Raw genomic sequence first — 17,015 nt, 5'->3', positions numbered from 1 at the left:
TGACAGGCACTTGTTGATTTAATTTGAATAAGGATCACAGCGACACGGACCTAAGAATTCAAATCCCCCCTACCAACGCTCACTTACCAAAATCATGTACTTGCTCCAACTGTTGAACGCGTTAATAATGTAGGCATTAAGTGGGGAAGAGAATGCCCGCATTTTGGTATATAGCCACGTATGGCTATGTGATATTTTTCAATGTTATGTTCCCAATTATAAGGAAAGTATTTTGCGTTTTATAATAAAATTATTGCTATGTGTCGGATTCGCTAATGTCGGTTTAGTTCACGCAATTAGTGATGGTCACGAACTACTTGAAAACTGTAAGGCAGTGGAAGGTATCGCTCAATATAAGCCTGAAATAATATTGGGTAAGGCTCGAGAATTGGCTGCAAGTGGGAATAAAGATGATGTGACGGTTGGTGAACTTAATGAGCTATTGAGCAGTGCTGAGGCACTAAGGGCCGCAAGTTGTGTGGGATTTCTTTCTGGATTTGGTGGGGCGAATGCACTCTCGCCACTAAAGCATAAAGGAAAGCAAATGTTTTGTGTACCTAAAGAAATTACCATTAACCAAATGGCAGCAATATCTGTAAAGTGGATGCTGGAAAATGAAGATAAACTACAGTTTAAAGCTTACGAAGTTTTAGCTATGTCCACCATTGCAAACTTCCCTTGCCCAAGAACATAACAAGGCCCGCCAAGCTCACCCACAAGTAGAAAGTCAGACAGGCACTCTTTGAACCCTCTTTTTAAAGAACGCGTAGGGTGGGCACCGCCCACCAATCCTTTAATTTTAATTTCGTACTGTGAGCTATGTTTTCCCCAAAAGGGATAGATTCAAACAGGCGCCGGATGGCGGCTCTGCCTTATCCGGCCTACGTGTGGTTTTGTTCGAACACTTAGTTTGGTTGGCTCACTTTGAGAAAAGAACAAGCAGAATTGTTCTGCTAAAAAACAAACTATGGCAGACACGCTTCGTAATCGATCTATTAGATAACTATTTAATATTTCTATTAGATCAACTAAATCTCTTATTTTCAAACTAGCAGATCTTCGCTAGCCTAACTAAATCTATACACCGGTAGAACAACCCGACTTAAGTCACATATTTTTAACGGGATGTCACTTAATTCAATTACATCGAAGAAATATCAAGTCAACTACTATTAATATGGTTCTCTATATTATCTAATAGGGAAAGTAGATATCATTTCAATGATCAGGAAAGTACAAGGATAACTAAAACCATATCACATCTAGCGACCGACAAAATTATTGACATAATGAGTAACGGTACGAATCACGTAGGCAGTCAGCTTAAGAAAGAATTTCCCGCAAAATACCAAAATCATGAATCAAGTGATTGTATTACCATGGTAATTTGGGTTCTCCAACATGCTTTCAAAGAGCGAGGATTGCATGATGTGGCTAAAAAGATAGGTACTCTTGGGTATAAAGGGACAGAGCTAGCTCGATACCTAATCAACACTCATAACTGGAACGGCGTTTATTACAACCCAGATGTCAATCATCCATCTGACGGTAAAGGAGAGCACAATGCCAGCTACTATAATCAGGTAAAGCGGAACTGTACTTATAGTGTTGGGAAAGTACCAACCTCACACAAACTTATAAACTACCGCCCCTCACCGAATAAGGTTACGAGCTATTTACCCCTAACGGAAAAAGTAACGATAGATTATAATAAATTCAAGCTAATACCGTTTGGTGTTGGACTTCCAAAAGGTGGAACCCACTGCTGGCTTTATTCTTACGGAAAAGTGTTCGAATCTCATTGGGATAGAGAGTTCTCGAACGGTCTTTACACATCGATACCTCTAAATCAGTTTCCGTGGTTATCGGGAGTAATTATCACCCCACCAAATTCAAAAAGCTTACTAAATATTGCAGAGGTGAAGTGCGCGTAATGAAACATTTTTATATGTACTTAACATTTATCCAGTTATTTATTTTAACTATTACTGGGTGCGCTTATGCTGAAAATCCTTCCCCGACTTTAAACCCTGTATTTCATACTAATATTAAAGTTACAGTTTCGCTTCGAGGGTGGGATACAAAAGGCTCGGGTGACATAATAGAGGAGAGCTTCATAAGTGTAATTGCCACAAATAACCAACTCAGCGATGTAGTTATTATTAGAAATGTTCAATCAAATGAAAGTGGTGAACGTTCCATAAAGGCAGAAGTATACATTCCGACGAATGAAGAAGACGTTTGGATTTTAGACTCTCAAACTAAACAGCGTACGCTTATAAAACAGGCAAACAACGCTTTTTTAATAACAGAGCGAATAGAAGGAGAAAATGGAGGGCTTCGCACAGAGTACTTCCGGCTGAGCCAGCACTAATCATTCCCCCCCTACCCCATAGAAATCGACCTGCGGCCTCAACGATAAATTAAAATTCCACCCTCGAAGCTGAATCTACAAAACTTAATAAAGCTGCAGTTAAAAATTTCGTATATGCACCCAAAAACATGCTTATGTAATTCGTTAATGTCGCCGAAAACAGCAAGACTAGGCTTCACATTTATAACATTGACCTCAATCCCTTTGAGTATTTATGCTGTTGTGAGCACAACCAATCTTATTCATTCCATAGCCCTTCATGCAGACCCTATTCTATTCGACTCTAGCAACTTATATTTTATTTTGGCTTCCGTTTTTTGGCCCATGGCTTTAGCTGAATATACGGGCACAAAAGAAAAAATGCGCCGGTTTAGAATATTTTACCCACAGTGCTAGTTGTTTGGTTTGTTTCATGTATAGCTATTGGTGCACTGGGTAACTAGGCGTTAAAAACAACGCTTGAAGCTGAAGGTTATGTGGCATGCAAAAATCCACAATCTATTTCTCGTATATCACGCACTGAAAGTTTAATCTATCGCTTAGACGGCTGCCAAAGCTAGTACCTGCTTTCTCTAAAAGGGAGGGTATTGACTCTCTGTTTTTTCGACCGTCAATACCAAGCTTGAATTGCATCTCTTCGCTTTAGGCTTGTGTCGGATGGTGGCTTTGTCGTACCCGACCTACTTGATAGTTGCGTGATTTTTGCTAGGTTATGCATCTTTTCCCTTGTGCCTGGTGGGCAGTGCCCACCCTACACATCTTTAACCAAACTTGTAGAACGTAGCTTATTGACTTTATTAGTTTTATATTTTTGCGGCGCTATATGTAAACGGCCAACCCAATGAATATGCACTGTTGTTTTATAGCAACATCCAAAGCACCGTTTCTTTTTGAGGGCGAGATACAAAAGGCTCCGGTGAGATTATTGAAGAGAGTTTAATAAGCGTGGTTACTTCTAACAACCGGATCGGCGATGTAGTTGTTATTCGAAACATTAAAACTACCGAGATTAGAGAGCCAATTATAAAAGCAGAAGTGTACAAGTTCATGCCAGAAAAAGATGTATGGACTTTAGATTCACAAACCACACGATAAGCGCTTATTAAGCAAGCAAAAAACGCTTTTTAATAACTGAACGAAATGAAGGAGAAAACAGCGGGCTAGGCGCTCTTTCGGCTTAGTGAAGGCGAGCCAGACGTACTCAAATCTCTAGCAATAAAAATAAAACTAGCACGATTTAGGCTTAACTCGCCCCAAGCACACGCTTAGACCTTGTACGTTGTGACGGATAAACTTCAAATAAGCTGTAAGAAATAAAGCTTGTGAGTGGCGGGGAAATATCTAGCTTTGTCGATTCGTGCTATTCTAGCCGCGACAGATAGTTAATTTTTAAGCATCGGAGCTAATTATGGACAATATTACCTACCCTATTAAAGGAGCTTGCCAATGTGGAGGTGTAACTTATGATCTTCTTGAGCCACCGTTATTAGTGGCTGCTTGTCATTGTAAGGAGTGTCAAAAATTATCCACTAGTGCATTTAGTATCACTGCAATGGTAAACGCTAGCAGCGTTAAGTTTAGCGGTTTAATGAAAGATTGGAGCCGCTCAGCGGATAGCGGAAATATCAGCGCAGCCAAGTTTTGTCCGTCTTGCGGGAATAGAATTTATCATTACAACCCTGATGAACCGGATAAAATAAAACTTAAACCCTGCAATTTATCCGACACTAGAATAATAAAACCAACCGTACACGTATGGGTTAGCGAAAAACAAGATTGGTTCAACATTCCCGAAGGCGTAAAAACCTTTGATAAACAACCACAGTAATAGGCAGCCCCATTAAGCATTAAACGGCAGGCCCCTATTGCCCAACATCGTCCGGAACCATACGATGTAATTATATGACAGTAATTTACAAGCAAGCTTCGGAAACGGATATAGAAGATATAGCACCCTTAGTCAAAGCACTAGGATATGACTTTAACTTTGATGTAGCTTATAAAACATTTAAATCCTTGCAGACAAGGGGCGATTCACCTGTAATTGTAACCAGCAATGGTCAAATAGTTGGCATGGCACAAGCACTAGTTGACGTACGTATTGCAGAGGGCATAAGTGGCGAAATTGTCAGCTTGTGTGTACTACCAGGTTTTAGAAGCAAAGGTATTGCAAAGAGCCTTATAAACACCGCAAGAGCCATTTAGTATCTAAGGGTTACAGCACCCTAAGAGTTAGAGCAAACGACGAACGAAAAGAGGTAAAGGACATTTACATTAGAATAGGATTTGAACATATAAAAAAACAAAATGTGCTTATGCAAAAAATCGTGCAATAATCACATCACATAAAAACTATCTTTTACAAAACGTTACAGACAAGGAAATAGTAATGGAAAACCCCTATCGCCCACCAAAACCTACTGAAAAGCGCGTATTTAAAACACCTATAATATTGCCGTTATCTATAGCTATGGTTATATTAATTTACGCGGCTTATATATTCCTTCACACAACAAACGCAGAACTGGGGGCTTTAGCGTACGTAAAGACTGTATCTTTTGAAGTATTTATTCTTTGTGACGTGGGGATTGTGTTACTAATACTTTATAACAAAAAACTGATCGACATCTTTCTACTAGAGCACCCCACCATTGAAAATAAACAAAGCTTGGAACGCTTAAAGCCTATAGTGCGTACAAACATGTATTCATCTCTATTTCTCTTATTATTTTTGGCATTAGGCTCTTTAACCGCCATAATGGCAATACTAAATCATGATTTAATTAAAGGCGTGATTGTGGCCATATTATCTGTGATCACTGCTATCATCATCAATTGGTATAACCCAAGCGAGAGAAAAGTTAAGCATATTGAAACTGAAGACGAGCAGCTAGAGAAGGAGTTGAACGCTATATTACAATGCTGGATGCATAAGCCGTTTCCAAACTTTTAATTGCGAAAAAATCTGCAGCCTATCCAAAAGTTATTTATAAAAATTTGCAAAAATACGAATGCGGTAATTACCAGCATATCTTAGATGAAAAATCACGAATTTGCGAAGACTGGCGAGTTCGGGAAAAATCGTATATTTGACCTAAATGTAAGTATTATTTAGAACATTCAACCAATCACTAAAACGGGAAAGCAGTTGGGAATATGCTTATATTCTCGGTAGTGATGTTAATTTGCGCATTTTTTCTTTTAGTTAACGCTTTAGACATGGAAAATGCAGAAAATTAGAGACAGACCTTCTTCATCTGAATTAAATTTCACCACTAATTGGTTTTTGCTGCGCTTATACCATCAACAAAAAGGCGTTGCGGTTTCCCGTAACGCCTTTTTATTTTTCATCGGTTAACGGAGGCTAACTAGTAGTACTTTACTTGCACATATTTACAGCCATTGCTCGGTGCAAACTTGATTGTTTTACCCGAAAACGAACTGGAGGAGTGGTAGTTTGCGGAAATATTTAAATTCCCCGCACCATCCTGTGAAACAACAGATCCTCTAAAGTCGCACGACTGTGTGTCGCTATCCCAAACCTGAAGCGTTTCACCCGACAATGTGCTCGCAAATTTTACACAGTTTGTACTATTAAGATTTACCTCTACTCTCTCGCTCATAGCGACATTTAACGTACCGTTGCAACCCGCTGCGCTACCAGAACTGGAACTAGAAGAGCTGCTAGAGCTAGATGAACTACCGGTGCTTGACGAGGTGCTAGAACTTGAAGAACCACTTAAAGAGTCACAACGAGCTGAGCCACACATGCACACACTGTCGCTCGCCTGACTATTAGAGCAATCCATAGCACCGCTAAAAAAGCTGTACTGAGCCATACACTGACTGGTGGTATCACACTGGTCTAAGCCATCCGAAGGCGATGTTACCGTTAACTTAAATGTTGCCTCACCGGTTTTACCAGTATTATCTGTCGCGACAGCTTTAATGGTGTGAGTACCGGCAGGTAAGTTGTTAATTTCATTCGGCGTATCCGACTCGGTAATTCCCCAAGTATACGGATACTTAGTCTCTTTACGCACCTCACTACCGTCAATAAAAAGCACAACATGTGCAATGCCGTCGGAGTCCGTCGCTTCTACAATTACACTTTGCGCGTAACCAGGGCTAACGGTGATATTCCCGTTAGGCTCATCAAAAGAAACCGTTGGGCCTGCACCATCATCAAGGTTAAACGGGCGATCAGCATAAGCGAGTGTTTCCCATTTAGACACCCAATGATTTGCGTTATTCGGGCGCTTATTGTCTATCATTTGCTTAGTTTCAGGCAGGCTAATACCTAAGCGGTCATGCAAGTGATTGTAAGCAATCTCGAATGCTTGCTGTGCATTTTCCTTGGTTCCTTTCCAGTCTATCGAGCCATCACATACGTTGCTAGGAATGCTCTTCGACCCTGTAGCCCAATGGCCGTGTAACTCCAAGAAATCTCTAATGCGCTTACTTTCCGAAGCAAACAGATCAACACCTTGAGTCCAAGCTATTTCTGCTCCGTTCATCAGTGAATCAAAACCCAACTTCATATGGTTGAAGTCGCGACAGGTTTCCATTCCCATACCATTAACATAGATCGTGTTAGTACCCTGCTTCCATATCGACGACGATTGGCCGGGCGTAACGTTTGGACTAACAATAGGCACAGAACCATCGGAAGATTGATACAAATACGTTTTAATTCGTAAACGCCACTTATCGATAGCATCGCCAAAAGCGGTTGTATCGTCTTGAAAAACAGCAATCGCTAAACGCGCTTCAACTGAAGACATCATCCAGTTATTGTTTGGACGATCCTCCCAAAAAATATAATTCTTAAAGCGGTTAAGCATTGCGTTTAATTGGTTGGTGTTAGTAATCGTCCACCCACTACCGTCGGTATAGCGCAAAATTTCTGCCGCGTTCACGTACCAAGGAGCAGCCCAAGAAACAACAAGGCGTGTATTCGACTCTTGGTTTGTGCGGTACTTTACAGACCAAGCATCAATAATTTCTATCGCTTTATCTGCGTAAGCATCATCTCCTTCGATGTACCAGCGCAGCGCCAAGGTATAAGCAGCAATACCGTCTTTCACCATATTATTGCAACCCACATTCGGGTTGTTATACGAGCCACATTTCACATCCTTATAGGCCACATAATTGTAAGATAATTTCCCGTAGCCGCTGTTTTTTAACTGTTCAAAAGCGCCTTTCCAAGGCTGTTCACCCGATTGAACTTTCGACTTAATAAAATCGAGATCGGCTTTGGAGTGCATGCCCCCGGGGTGATTCATACTTTGAGCATGAGTAAGAGAAAATATACACACAGCCATTAAAGCTGCTGCTGTTTTTAACGCATGGTAGAAAAAGCCGCGTAAAGTGCGGGTAATATGAGTAGTCACTTAGAACTCCATGATAATTGTTTTTGAAATATTTTTTATATGGTTGGTGTAGCGGGTGTCACTTTGGCGTATAAAAAACAATTGAACAAATAATTTTTTGCAATATACGGAGAAACCATCCAATATAGCTTCACAATCAAGAAGCCACGCAAAATGAATACTGTTGCAAACTTTGATTTCATATTGTGTGTTTTATTTAGACGACGGACTGTGCAATGATTAACGCGCTAGAGATATAGGAAGATGAGCGGGCCTTACTCGGCCGCTTGTAGGGATATTTTATTTAGTGTGTCTATGAGGTTGTGTGCGTACTACGCGCTATATAAATTTGACTGCATAAAATACGTGGCCAGCACTATTATAGCGGCGCACACTGGCTTCCATTATACCAACCAGATTAATTCCCCTTTAGGCCATAAAATGAAACATACACTTATGCTCCCGTAGGGTGGGCACTGCCCACCACTTACCAAACTATAATTTCGTATTGCTCGACTATATCTATACGCATGGCTGGCAATGCCGGATGGCAGCTTTGCTTTATCCGACCTACTTGGGTTTAACGGTTTTAGTACCGTGATCTAATTCCCAAAATTGTGCATACCCTATTTAAACCGTGCGGTTATCACAGTTGTTTTAGTGTGCGCCGAGTAATATTGGGGTGCCCACATTGCCGAGCTAAGCCGTATGACGATGCAAAAATTAAAGTCCACCAATTTTATAGCAAAAAAAATAACACTGGTTACTACTGCGCTTATACTACTTGCGCTTACGGCCTGTGGTGGTGCGGGTACCACAAATAGCGAAGACAATGCAGAACAGAATGTAGATAACACATCGCAGCCGGATACCGATACGACTACACCTCCGGTGGATACCCCCAATACCGACGATACCTCACCCCCACCGGATACGGATTCCAGCTCTGCTTTTATAATAGAAAGCTATGCACCACAGGATGGCGCAAACGAAAGATCGCTAGCAACTGAGATAACAATCAACTTTAACAAACCTATTATTGCTTCCACACTTAGCGAGAATAAATTCTCACTAAGCGCGAATGGAACTAATGTCGCCTTTACTTTTACTAGCGAAAACAGCAGCGCCATTAGTTTAGCGCCCAACGCCCTACTCTCGCCAAACACCACTTACACTGTAGCCATAAACAACGGTTTAATGAGCGAAGATGGCGACGAATTTGACGCGAGTGCATGGAGCTTTACAACCACAGGTAACCTTGGCGCTACCGCACAAAGCACTATTGATTTGTGTATGTCGGAAGACGATATAGATATGCTCGACGCGGTGAATAACGTTCGTGCAACAGGATATGTATGTGCCAGCGGCAGTAAGCCTGCTACCACACCGTTAATTTGGAGCTGTGTAATAGCCGAAGCGGCAGACCGCCACTCGAATGATATGGCCAGCAATAATTTTCACTCGCACACAGGTAGCGATGGCTCTAACCATGCGCAACGTATGGTAGAGGCGGGCTTCCCTTCTAACCGCGCTAGTGGCGAAAATATTGCCGCTGGCTACACTACCGTTAGCGCCGCAATGGAAGCTTGGCTAAGCAGCCCCACAGGCCACTGCGATAATATTATGAACGCTAACTACACCGATTTTGGATCTTCACGGGTTATAGCGCCCGCAGGCACTACCACTTACGGCACCTATTGGACTCAGAATTTCGGGCGCCCCTAAGCAATAAGTAATACAAAAAAGCTGTAAAACCTCACAACTTACTCTTACCCCCACTTGCTATACCTTATGCAGTTTTGCCTTACCGGGCATAACTGCATGCTTATTTTGCCCACCGTACCGAATACCTTTCGCAACTTAATTCGCCTTAGTGGAGGGAGCCCTGCTTTGGTGTGTCTATAGCATGTGTTTGTAAGCCCTTTCGTATTAATAATGCATATTTACATGCGAAATATTACGATAGCGGCTCAAACTGGCTCGCTATATACCAACCAGATTAATTCACCCTATAGGCCATAAAATGAAACATATACTTAGCCGCTGCTGGTCAATCTCACTACTGCTTATTTTCTCACTAATCGTCTCTGCCTGTGGTGGAGGTGGCGGAACAAGCACAGCTGCACCCGAGACTAATAATACCGGTGGCACAGGAGGCGGCAACTATAGTATTTCGCTAAACAAAACTAGCTTAACGTTTACCGGCAATACAGATGGCAACGTTTCTGCTGGTATCGAGGTTCGTGTTACCTATAAAGGTGACGGCGTAATAGTTGGCTTTCCCCCTAATATCGATACGGCATATTGGCTAGATGTTACAACGCGGGACTACACCGCTACTACCGCTACCTTTTTAGTTGCCGCTTCGCCCAGCTACAGCGCAGGTGAATTTTCAACAACCCTGCGCTTTATAACAGGCAAGGAAGATGGCAGTGCTACGCGCTATATAGATTTGCCCGTTACCTTTACAGTTTCGGAATCGTTTAGCACTTATTCTGCGCAGCCCACGCCGTTCAGTTTTAGCTCTGTGGGGCGCGATAGCTCTAACCTTTCTGATGTGGCTTACGCCATTAATATTGTGGGTGCCGACTCCCAATGGACAGTCGCCTCTGAAGACTGGATTTCTGTTAGCCCTACCAGCGGTAATGGACAGGCAACTCTCACTGTAACCGTAGACCCAAATATAGCCCAATACGGTACTAACGTTGGCACCATTGAAATTAGCGATTCAGTTTCCGGCAATAGCTTCTCGTACAATGTACGCTATCAAATGGATCACGCTAGTGTAAGTGTAGATACATCTGAACACTTCTTTGCTGTGCTCCCCACCACAACTTCGGCAGAATTAGTTGGCACCATTGCCATTGCTGATGAGCTGCAGGGCAACTCACCAGAAGACGTGTACACATGGGAATTTATTTCTAGCAGTGAAGATTGGCTTAGCCTTACAAGTAATAGTGGCACCACCGCGGCGGGGGAAACCACCCCAGTATTGCAAGTAGATAAAACCACCCTTTTACAAAATGCCGCGGGCGAGCGTTATGAAGCAGAAATAACAATAAACACCCGCAGTGATTTTGCTGATACGCAAACACATGTAATTAAAGTTAGTACGTTTATCGCATCTGAACCTATTGCGGTCACCGGCAGCACTGCCAACGAGTTTGCCTTTACTGTTAACAGAGCTGCGCATGCCAGCGCAAATAACAAGCTCTACCTATCAGATACGAATGCAAACAGACTCTACGTAGCCGATGCAACCAGCGGTGAAACACTGTTTTATTATCCGTTTAATGAAATGCCTGAATCGGTATATGTATCACCCGATGGCAGTCGCCTTTACGTTGCCTTGTTACATCACGAACACGACTATTTTCAACACGAGCCGAGCGGGAAAATAGCAGTAATCGACTTGGAGAACGGCTTATTAATTAATAAATTTGCAATTAACGCCGACCCTTGGGATTTAGTCGCATCGGATGCGGGCGAAGTTTACGTTATACCTGGCTCTGGCCAATGGGTAGAGTTAAACATGTACGATGCAAAAACAGGCAAAATTTTATATACCAGCGTTAGCCTGCGTCATCGCAGTCAAATTATTCTCGCGCCTTGGCAAACAGAAGTTTATACGGTTACTACCGACAGCTCGCCTTCAGATATTACACGCTACTATCTCGACAGCTATAACGGTGAAGAATTTTTAAATTCGCAAGACTCCCCCTACCACGGTGACTACCGAATTTGGGATGACATATGGATAGAACCAACAGGGGATAATATTCTTAGCCGTGGCGGTGACTTATTCAGTACAGATGGCCTTATATTTGTGAAGGCTGTTAGCCCAAGCGGCGTACAAATTAATGATGTTGCCTACGATACTGTTGGCGAACGTGCGGTACTTTTAGATAATAACGGCACGCTCGCAAGCTACGCTTTACCCAATTACGATAATTACCAAGTAATAAGCAACACCCTGCAAGACCCCAAACACGTATTTACCTATAACGGCGAAATATTGGTTATAGATAACACCGAGACAGTCTATAAACTTATTAAGCCATAATACAATAAGCCCGCTAAAAACAGCGGGCTTTTTCTTTTGGTCCATTAAATGTAGTTGCTTACACTACAAACATTTACTGCTCTTTACTGGTCTGCTTCCCCCTGAGGTTTCTTTAGCCAGTACTAGATATTCACCTACCCGATAAAATCACATATAAAATAACGATTACCCCAAAAATCATAAAAAACTTTCTCTTATCATTTCAAAGCATTTTTAATGTAAACACACGAAAATATACTGATAGAAAATGCTGTTAGTTAGACTTTTTTCGAACTAACTAACAGAAGATAAATAATATCTATTCACCCACTAGGCCTAGATATTGGCAAAGTGCGGCCACGCGCTTATTCCGAATTGATAATTAACATCACGTATATCATTTTTGATCATTTCAAAATGATTGCTTTTTTTCAGAAACCACTGATATAGTCTTTACGACAACAACATATTAACCCAGACCTCATAATGTTGTTGGTTACACCTTTAAAAATAATAACGTAACGAAAAGGCTATTTTCTTATGAACATAAAAACATTCTTCCCCGCACTTATTGCAAGTGTATTTTTATTAATTAACGCCAGCACTGGCTATGCAGCAAGCATTACCAAAACGCTTTGCAACCCAGCCGATTCCGATAACGGCTACGGTGCAGGAACCTTCAATGGCAAATTTTATTCTTGGTTTGAGTTAAGCCAAGAAGACATTACCGATTGCGATACAAAAATTGGTTTTTACAACGAAACCAATCGACACTTTAGGGTGGAGTGGAATGTTGCTCAATCTTGGGGAGAAGATGCAATTGGTGGAATGGGTTGGAGCTCTGGCTCGAGAGATAGAAAAATAGGTTACAACGTTGGCCAACTTACAACTAATTCTTCTATTCAAAAAGCATTGGTTGCTATGTATGGCTGGTCTTGCTCTACCAGTGGTGGCAACCAAATATCACAAGAATATTATGTAGTGGATACATGGGACGGCGGCAAGTTTGTGCCTTGGGATGAAAACGCAAATAATGGCAACGGTGCTCCAGCACAGAGTGTAGGAACAGTTAGCGCTAATGGTGCAACATACGATGTTTATAAGGTTCGCCGCAACGGTGCGCAATATTGTTTTAATGGCAGCAGCCGCTCGTTTGATCAGTTTTGGAGTGTGCGTAGAACGCCTAGAGCGATTAACGGCAACCGTAATATGGATTTTCGCCCGCACGCCAACCGCTGGGACAACAGTGACCTAGGTTTTAAAGTTGACGGGTTAAGCAGCGGTTACCAAATTTTAGCGGTTGAAATATTTGGTGATGCGAACCTAAGACATAAAGGTGCAGCAGATATTACTTTATGGCCACGCTAAGTATTTTTAGGTAATAACAGTTTGGTTGGGCTGCCACACGCGGCCCAACCAATTTTGTAATACTTCTACATTAGGGGTAACAGCGTGAAAACAATAGCTCTATTTACATTCGCTTTTGGCTGCTTTATTGCGGGCTATATGGTTTCATCTGTCGCTAAGGATTCGGCTAATAACGGTGACCAGTTAGCGCTTAATAAAAGTAACCACCCACCCACTACGCATGTAAACGCGCTAGCGGCTTGCACATTGGAACCCGCTACCATTAAACCTAACGAGGTAACTAGAAATACTAAAGCAGCTTTGAATACCACAGCACCCATAGCGGGTGATGAAAACATTGAAAGCATGCTGGAGAGACTAGACATGTTGCGCCAGCAAGCCGGCAACGGTGAGCTTGTTGCCGAACAGTTTGATATTTTGAAAAAAGCGATCGCTACAAACCCGCAGCTTGCCGATGACTTAATCGACTTACTTTATAACACCCCACTAGATAGCCATTTATTTTCTTCTGCATTAACGGCATTACAAACATTGCCTGCGCAGGACTTAGACTTTGCCTTACTTTCTATTGCAGAGCAGTATGAAGGAGCACTTGAAAACGTCGAATCGCGCGAAAAGTTTCTAGCTTTACTTACCAATACTAGTGGCACTATAGATTCTAAACCCACCGTTCAGGCTTTATTGCATATAGTTGATATGGAGGCAGTAGATGCGAGCACCAAATTAGAAGCACTTCACTTAGTGCAACCGCATCAGCTGTTTGAAGAAGAAAAGCATGGTATACGCATAGAGCTAACGCAGTTAATCGACCACAGCCCCGCAAATGAAGCGGCCAAGGTTGTACCGCAGCTGTTACGCTTTTCTGATCAAGAACATCGACCTGCCGTTGCTAGTGATTTACTTTCGCAACACAGAGCAAACCCAATACGGAATGCGGTGTTAGATAGTCTCGCTTCCGGCGATATTTCTGCAACCGAAGAAATGAAAAATGCCTTAATGGCTATAGCAAATAACCCCAACGATAATTTAAACCACGAAGCGCGCGCAATACTTGAGTATGCTTTCGAATTAAATAAGCAGGAATATGACCAGTTGGCGGTTAAGTACAATAGAGAGTTATGAAAAAATGATTATCCGTAGGGTGGGCACAGCCCACCGTTTGTGGTTTTAATTTTGTACTGGCTGCTTGTTTTGCATTTGGACTTGAGAGCGTTTGGCTTAGTGCCTGCCATCGGCTCGCAGTAACATTACCCTAGATGCACCTAGAAAAGCTCTAGCGCCCTTTGCAGCATTGGGTCTAAACCGTTTTCTCGTTGAGCTTTTGTAGGCATACTCACTTCGTGGTGTACAGGCACGCCTAAGCGCTCAAACCATTCGCCTCGCGGGCTTGTGTACACTTCGTTACTTAGGCCAAAGGCAATATTTGAGCTAACGCGTTTTAATAAAATATCTGAAAAACCGCCGCCCGAACGTTCTCCCACTATGGTAGTGTTTGCGCGCTCACGCATTGCTAGGGCAAACACTTCTGCACCGCTAAATGTGGTTGCGCTGGTTAGCACTACTACCGGCTTAAGGTATTGTATTTCGCCGTCTGGGCGCAGCCATACATCTAAGGGTATTTCCCTTTTTTGTATGGGCGCCGCACGCTTAGAATAAAGCGCGGTGTATTCACTTAAAAAGCGGCTTATATACACAAGGCCAACTTCATCAAAGCCGCCTTCGTTTAATCGCACATCAATTATTATGGCTTGAGTATCTTGCAGCTCAGCTACCGCTTCATCTATTTGTGTTTGTGCCGCGCTTTTATCGGCGGCCAAATCTAAAAATTCGCTCGTATAGCCATCCATTTGGTTAATAAGTATGTAGCCAATATTATTTTCGAGCGTTGTCCAAATAAAGTGATCATTACTTCTAGCATGCACTTCGGTTGTGGCTAAATTAAAAATATTGGCGTAATACAAATCCAGCTGTGTTTCTGCATAAGCATACGCGTTTTGCTTATCGGTATTCGATAATGGCAACGCAATGTTATTTTGCTGTACATACTCTTCTATTAATAGGTCTGCATAAGTTGGTTTTAACGGGTAACTGTATACATCTACCTCGCCACTGGCTAAATTAGCGCGCATACTTGCATCAAAGTCGGCCGTTAATTCGGTTTTCACTACAATGTTGTGGCCATCTTGTATGCGTTCTATCATTTGCGCAAAGTGCACGGCCAGGTCGTTTTCGTTTTGTACAAGTTGTAATCTAGATCGAAATTCCAGCTCAATCTCTTGCCAGTCGATATTGGCCTCATCAAAGCTAACATACAGCTCGCTGAAAGTTTGCCAAAAAATGTCGAAGTCGCGCTCTGCATCAAAACGATAATTTTTTTGATGCGCCACAGCACTTAAATTGTGGCGACATGCAGCCGGCAATGTTTCTTGCTTGGTGTACCGTATGCCAGGGCTTAGGCTTTGCCCGGGTTCGATAAACTCGAAAACTACCTGCCCATGCCCCAGTTTTACAATTTGCTGTAGTTCACTTAACGAATAGCCTGCCACCTCGCGCTGCAGCAAGCAGTGGTCTTGCGTGTAGGAATATTGTTTAAGCGAGTACTCTTTATTTTGGTTGGCGCTGCTTTTACTTACACCAATATGCAGCGCATAGTTATAGCCGTCTGCTTGCCACACACCTATGTAGTCATCATATACTTTCTCGTTATTCGCGCCACCACATGCAACCACACCCACAGTATATAAACACGCCAACAATCCATTCTTTACTCGTTTCATCGCCATCGCTCCTGCTAATTGATTTACACAGAAGTGTATCCCTAACTAACGTGTTTAAATGTATCAGTGTGTATCAAGTTGTTACTGGCTACTTACATTTAGGGTAAGCTTGCCACCAGTGAGTGAAACTATACAAAAGGTGTATGACTTGTTAGACATTTTGTTCTGGATTGGAAAGATATTTCTGTTTTGCATGGTGGCCTACGTAATATTTGGCATAGGCGTGTTCATTATGTTTAATATTGCGCCACGCACCGAACGCAAGGTGCGCCGCAACGCCAACAATAAAGTGCTGGTAAAAGACGCCACGCTCACCGAGCGCGCAACCAATATGCAGCCTTGGGACAATTACTACAGCATTCTTTGGGATAAAAGCATCAATGCACAAGACGCTGTACTACAAGACAACAACACCTTTGTTGTGGGCAGCTCTGGGCTTGAGCAAGAGCAGAGCAAAAGCTATTTATTACTCACCGGCCCCTATTATACTTTTGCATTTAAAGATAAAAAATTATTTTGGGTACACAACGGCGTGCTAGCACACGAAGAAAAAGCGTGGGGCACACACAATTTTACTCGCGTAACCCACGCGGCAGTAATAAACGCAAACTATATGCTTGTAGAAGCCGCTCCCCCGTCGCAACACGACCATCAGCTTCGCCACCTTTATCAGGTAAATGTAAAAACACTAGAAGCCCATAAATTAGAATCGACGCCTTATTACACGTTTGACATTCCCCCCAAACGCTTTGTAAACGAAAGCACCAATACAACCGTTTTGGTGTATTACCACGATAGCTATTCGTACGCTTTTGGCGGCGACAGCAGCCGTCCGCAAACGAGTATTGTGCGGCTGTATAACAATACATTCCCAGAAGGCAAAGACATCGCCAACATTAGCTTTGCCGCGGGCATGGTGATTGATGTAGCGTTTGAAGAAGGAAACAAACTCGTATTGCTGGGCGACCCAAGCCGGCCCGCTATGTACAACAAGCCAAGGTTAGCACCTAGAGTTTGGGTGCTAACCTTACCTACGGGTTTTTAAAAGTGCCCAACCAAATCAAACCAACCAAGGCTGG

General features: G+C 42.5%; 13 protein-coding genes. 11 read left to right on the top strand and 2 right to left on the bottom strand.

Annotated elements, in window-relative coordinates:
* The first annotated feature begins 232 nt into the window (after positions 1-232).
* The 6 genes from SDE_RS03775 (at position 233) to SDE_RS03750 (ending at position 5,327) form a co-directional block, all read left to right on the top strand.
* Positions 233-694 (top strand): Rap1a/Tai family immunity protein, encoded by a 462-nt coding sequence (locus tag SDE_RS03775; protein WP_011467194.1) that lies wholly within the window; start codon positions 233-235, stop codon positions 692-694.
* A 595-nt stretch (positions 695-1,289) separates the two neighbouring features.
* Positions 1,290-1,934, top strand: a complete 645-nt coding sequence (locus SDE_RS03770; protein ID WP_011467193.1) for a hypothetical protein — start codon at positions 1,290-1,292, stop codon at positions 1,932-1,934.
* Positions 1,934-2,374, top strand: coding sequence for a hypothetical protein (locus SDE_RS03765; RefSeq protein WP_041324162.1), 441 nt, complete (start codon positions 1,934-1,936; stop codon positions 2,372-2,374). Before SDE_RS03770 ends, SDE_RS03765 begins: the two co-directional genes overlap by 1 nt.
* A 1,408-nt stretch (positions 2,375-3,782) precedes the next feature.
* Positions 3,783-4,202: a GFA family protein gene (locus tag SDE_RS03760; protein WP_011467190.1), complete on the top strand. Its 420-nt coding sequence runs from the start codon at positions 3,783-3,785 to the stop codon at positions 4,200-4,202.
* A gap of 74 nt (positions 4,203-4,276) precedes the next feature.
* Positions 4,277-4,579, top strand: a complete 303-nt coding sequence (locus SDE_RS03755) for a GNAT family N-acetyltransferase (RefSeq protein ID WP_011467189.1) — start codon at positions 4,277-4,279, stop codon at positions 4,577-4,579.
* 184 nt (positions 4,580-4,763) lie between these two features.
* Positions 4,764-5,327, top strand: coding sequence for a hypothetical protein (locus SDE_RS03750; protein WP_011467188.1), 564 nt, complete (start codon positions 4,764-4,766; stop codon positions 5,325-5,327).
* A 415-nt stretch (positions 5,328-5,742) separates the two neighbouring features.
* Here the strand turns inward: SDE_RS03750 and SDE_RS03745 are convergent, their stop codons facing one another.
* The gene (locus SDE_RS03745; RefSeq protein WP_011467187.1) at positions 5,743-7,770 is read right to left on the bottom strand and encodes an Ig-like domain-containing protein; all 2,028 of its coding nucleotides are present in this window, start codon (positions 7,768-7,770) and stop codon (positions 5,743-5,745) included.
* Between the two features lie 687 nt (positions 7,771-8,457).
* On the opposite strand from SDE_RS03745, the gene SDE_RS21140 reads away from it, so the two are divergent.
* The 4 genes from SDE_RS21140 to SDE_RS03725 all read left to right on the top strand — a co-directional run bounded on the left by SDE_RS21140 (position 8,458) and on the right by SDE_RS03725 (position 14,281).
* Positions 8,458-9,474: a CAP domain-containing protein gene (locus tag SDE_RS21140; protein WP_011467186.1), complete on the top strand. Its 1,017-nt coding sequence runs from the start codon at positions 8,458-8,460 to the stop codon at positions 9,472-9,474.
* Between the two features lie 298 nt (positions 9,475-9,772).
* Entirely contained in the window at positions 9,773-11,812 is a 2,040-nt protein-coding gene (locus SDE_RS03735; protein WP_011467185.1) for a BACON domain-containing protein, read from the top strand.
* 519 nt (positions 11,813-12,331) lie between these two features.
* Positions 12,332-13,159, top strand: a complete 828-nt coding sequence (locus SDE_RS03730) for a glycoside hydrolase family 11 protein (RefSeq protein WP_011467184.1) — start codon at positions 12,332-12,334, stop codon at positions 13,157-13,159.
* A gap of 84 nt (positions 13,160-13,243) precedes the next feature.
* Positions 13,244-14,281 carry a hypothetical protein gene (locus tag SDE_RS03725; protein ID WP_011467183.1) on the top strand — a complete coding sequence of 346 codons (1,038 nt, stop codon included), beginning with the start codon at positions 13,244-13,246 and terminating at the stop codon, positions 14,279-14,281.
* A gap of 140 nt (positions 14,282-14,421) precedes the next feature.
* Here SDE_RS03725 and SDE_RS03720 read toward each other — a convergent pair whose 3' ends face one another.
* The gene (locus SDE_RS03720) at positions 14,422-15,936 is read right to left on the bottom strand and encodes a S41 family peptidase (protein ID WP_011467182.1); all 1,515 of its coding nucleotides are present in this window, start codon (positions 15,934-15,936) and stop codon (positions 14,422-14,424) included.
* Positions 15,937-16,168: 232 nt separating this feature from the next.
* On the opposite strand from SDE_RS03720, the gene SDE_RS03715 reads away from it, so the two are divergent.
* Positions 16,169-16,981 (top strand): hypothetical protein, encoded by an 813-nt coding sequence (locus tag SDE_RS03715; protein WP_143710843.1) that lies wholly within the window; start codon positions 16,169-16,171, stop codon positions 16,979-16,981.
* Positions 16,982-17,015 lie beyond the last annotated feature (34 nt).

It is taken from the genome of Saccharophagus degradans 2-40, from assembly GCF_000013665.1.
Lineage (GTDB): Bacteria > Pseudomonadota > Gammaproteobacteria > Pseudomonadales > Cellvibrionaceae > Saccharophagus > Saccharophagus degradans.
The sequence above is the reverse complement of the archived record's forward strand: the minus strand, read 5'-3'. Positions and strand labels throughout refer to the sequence as shown.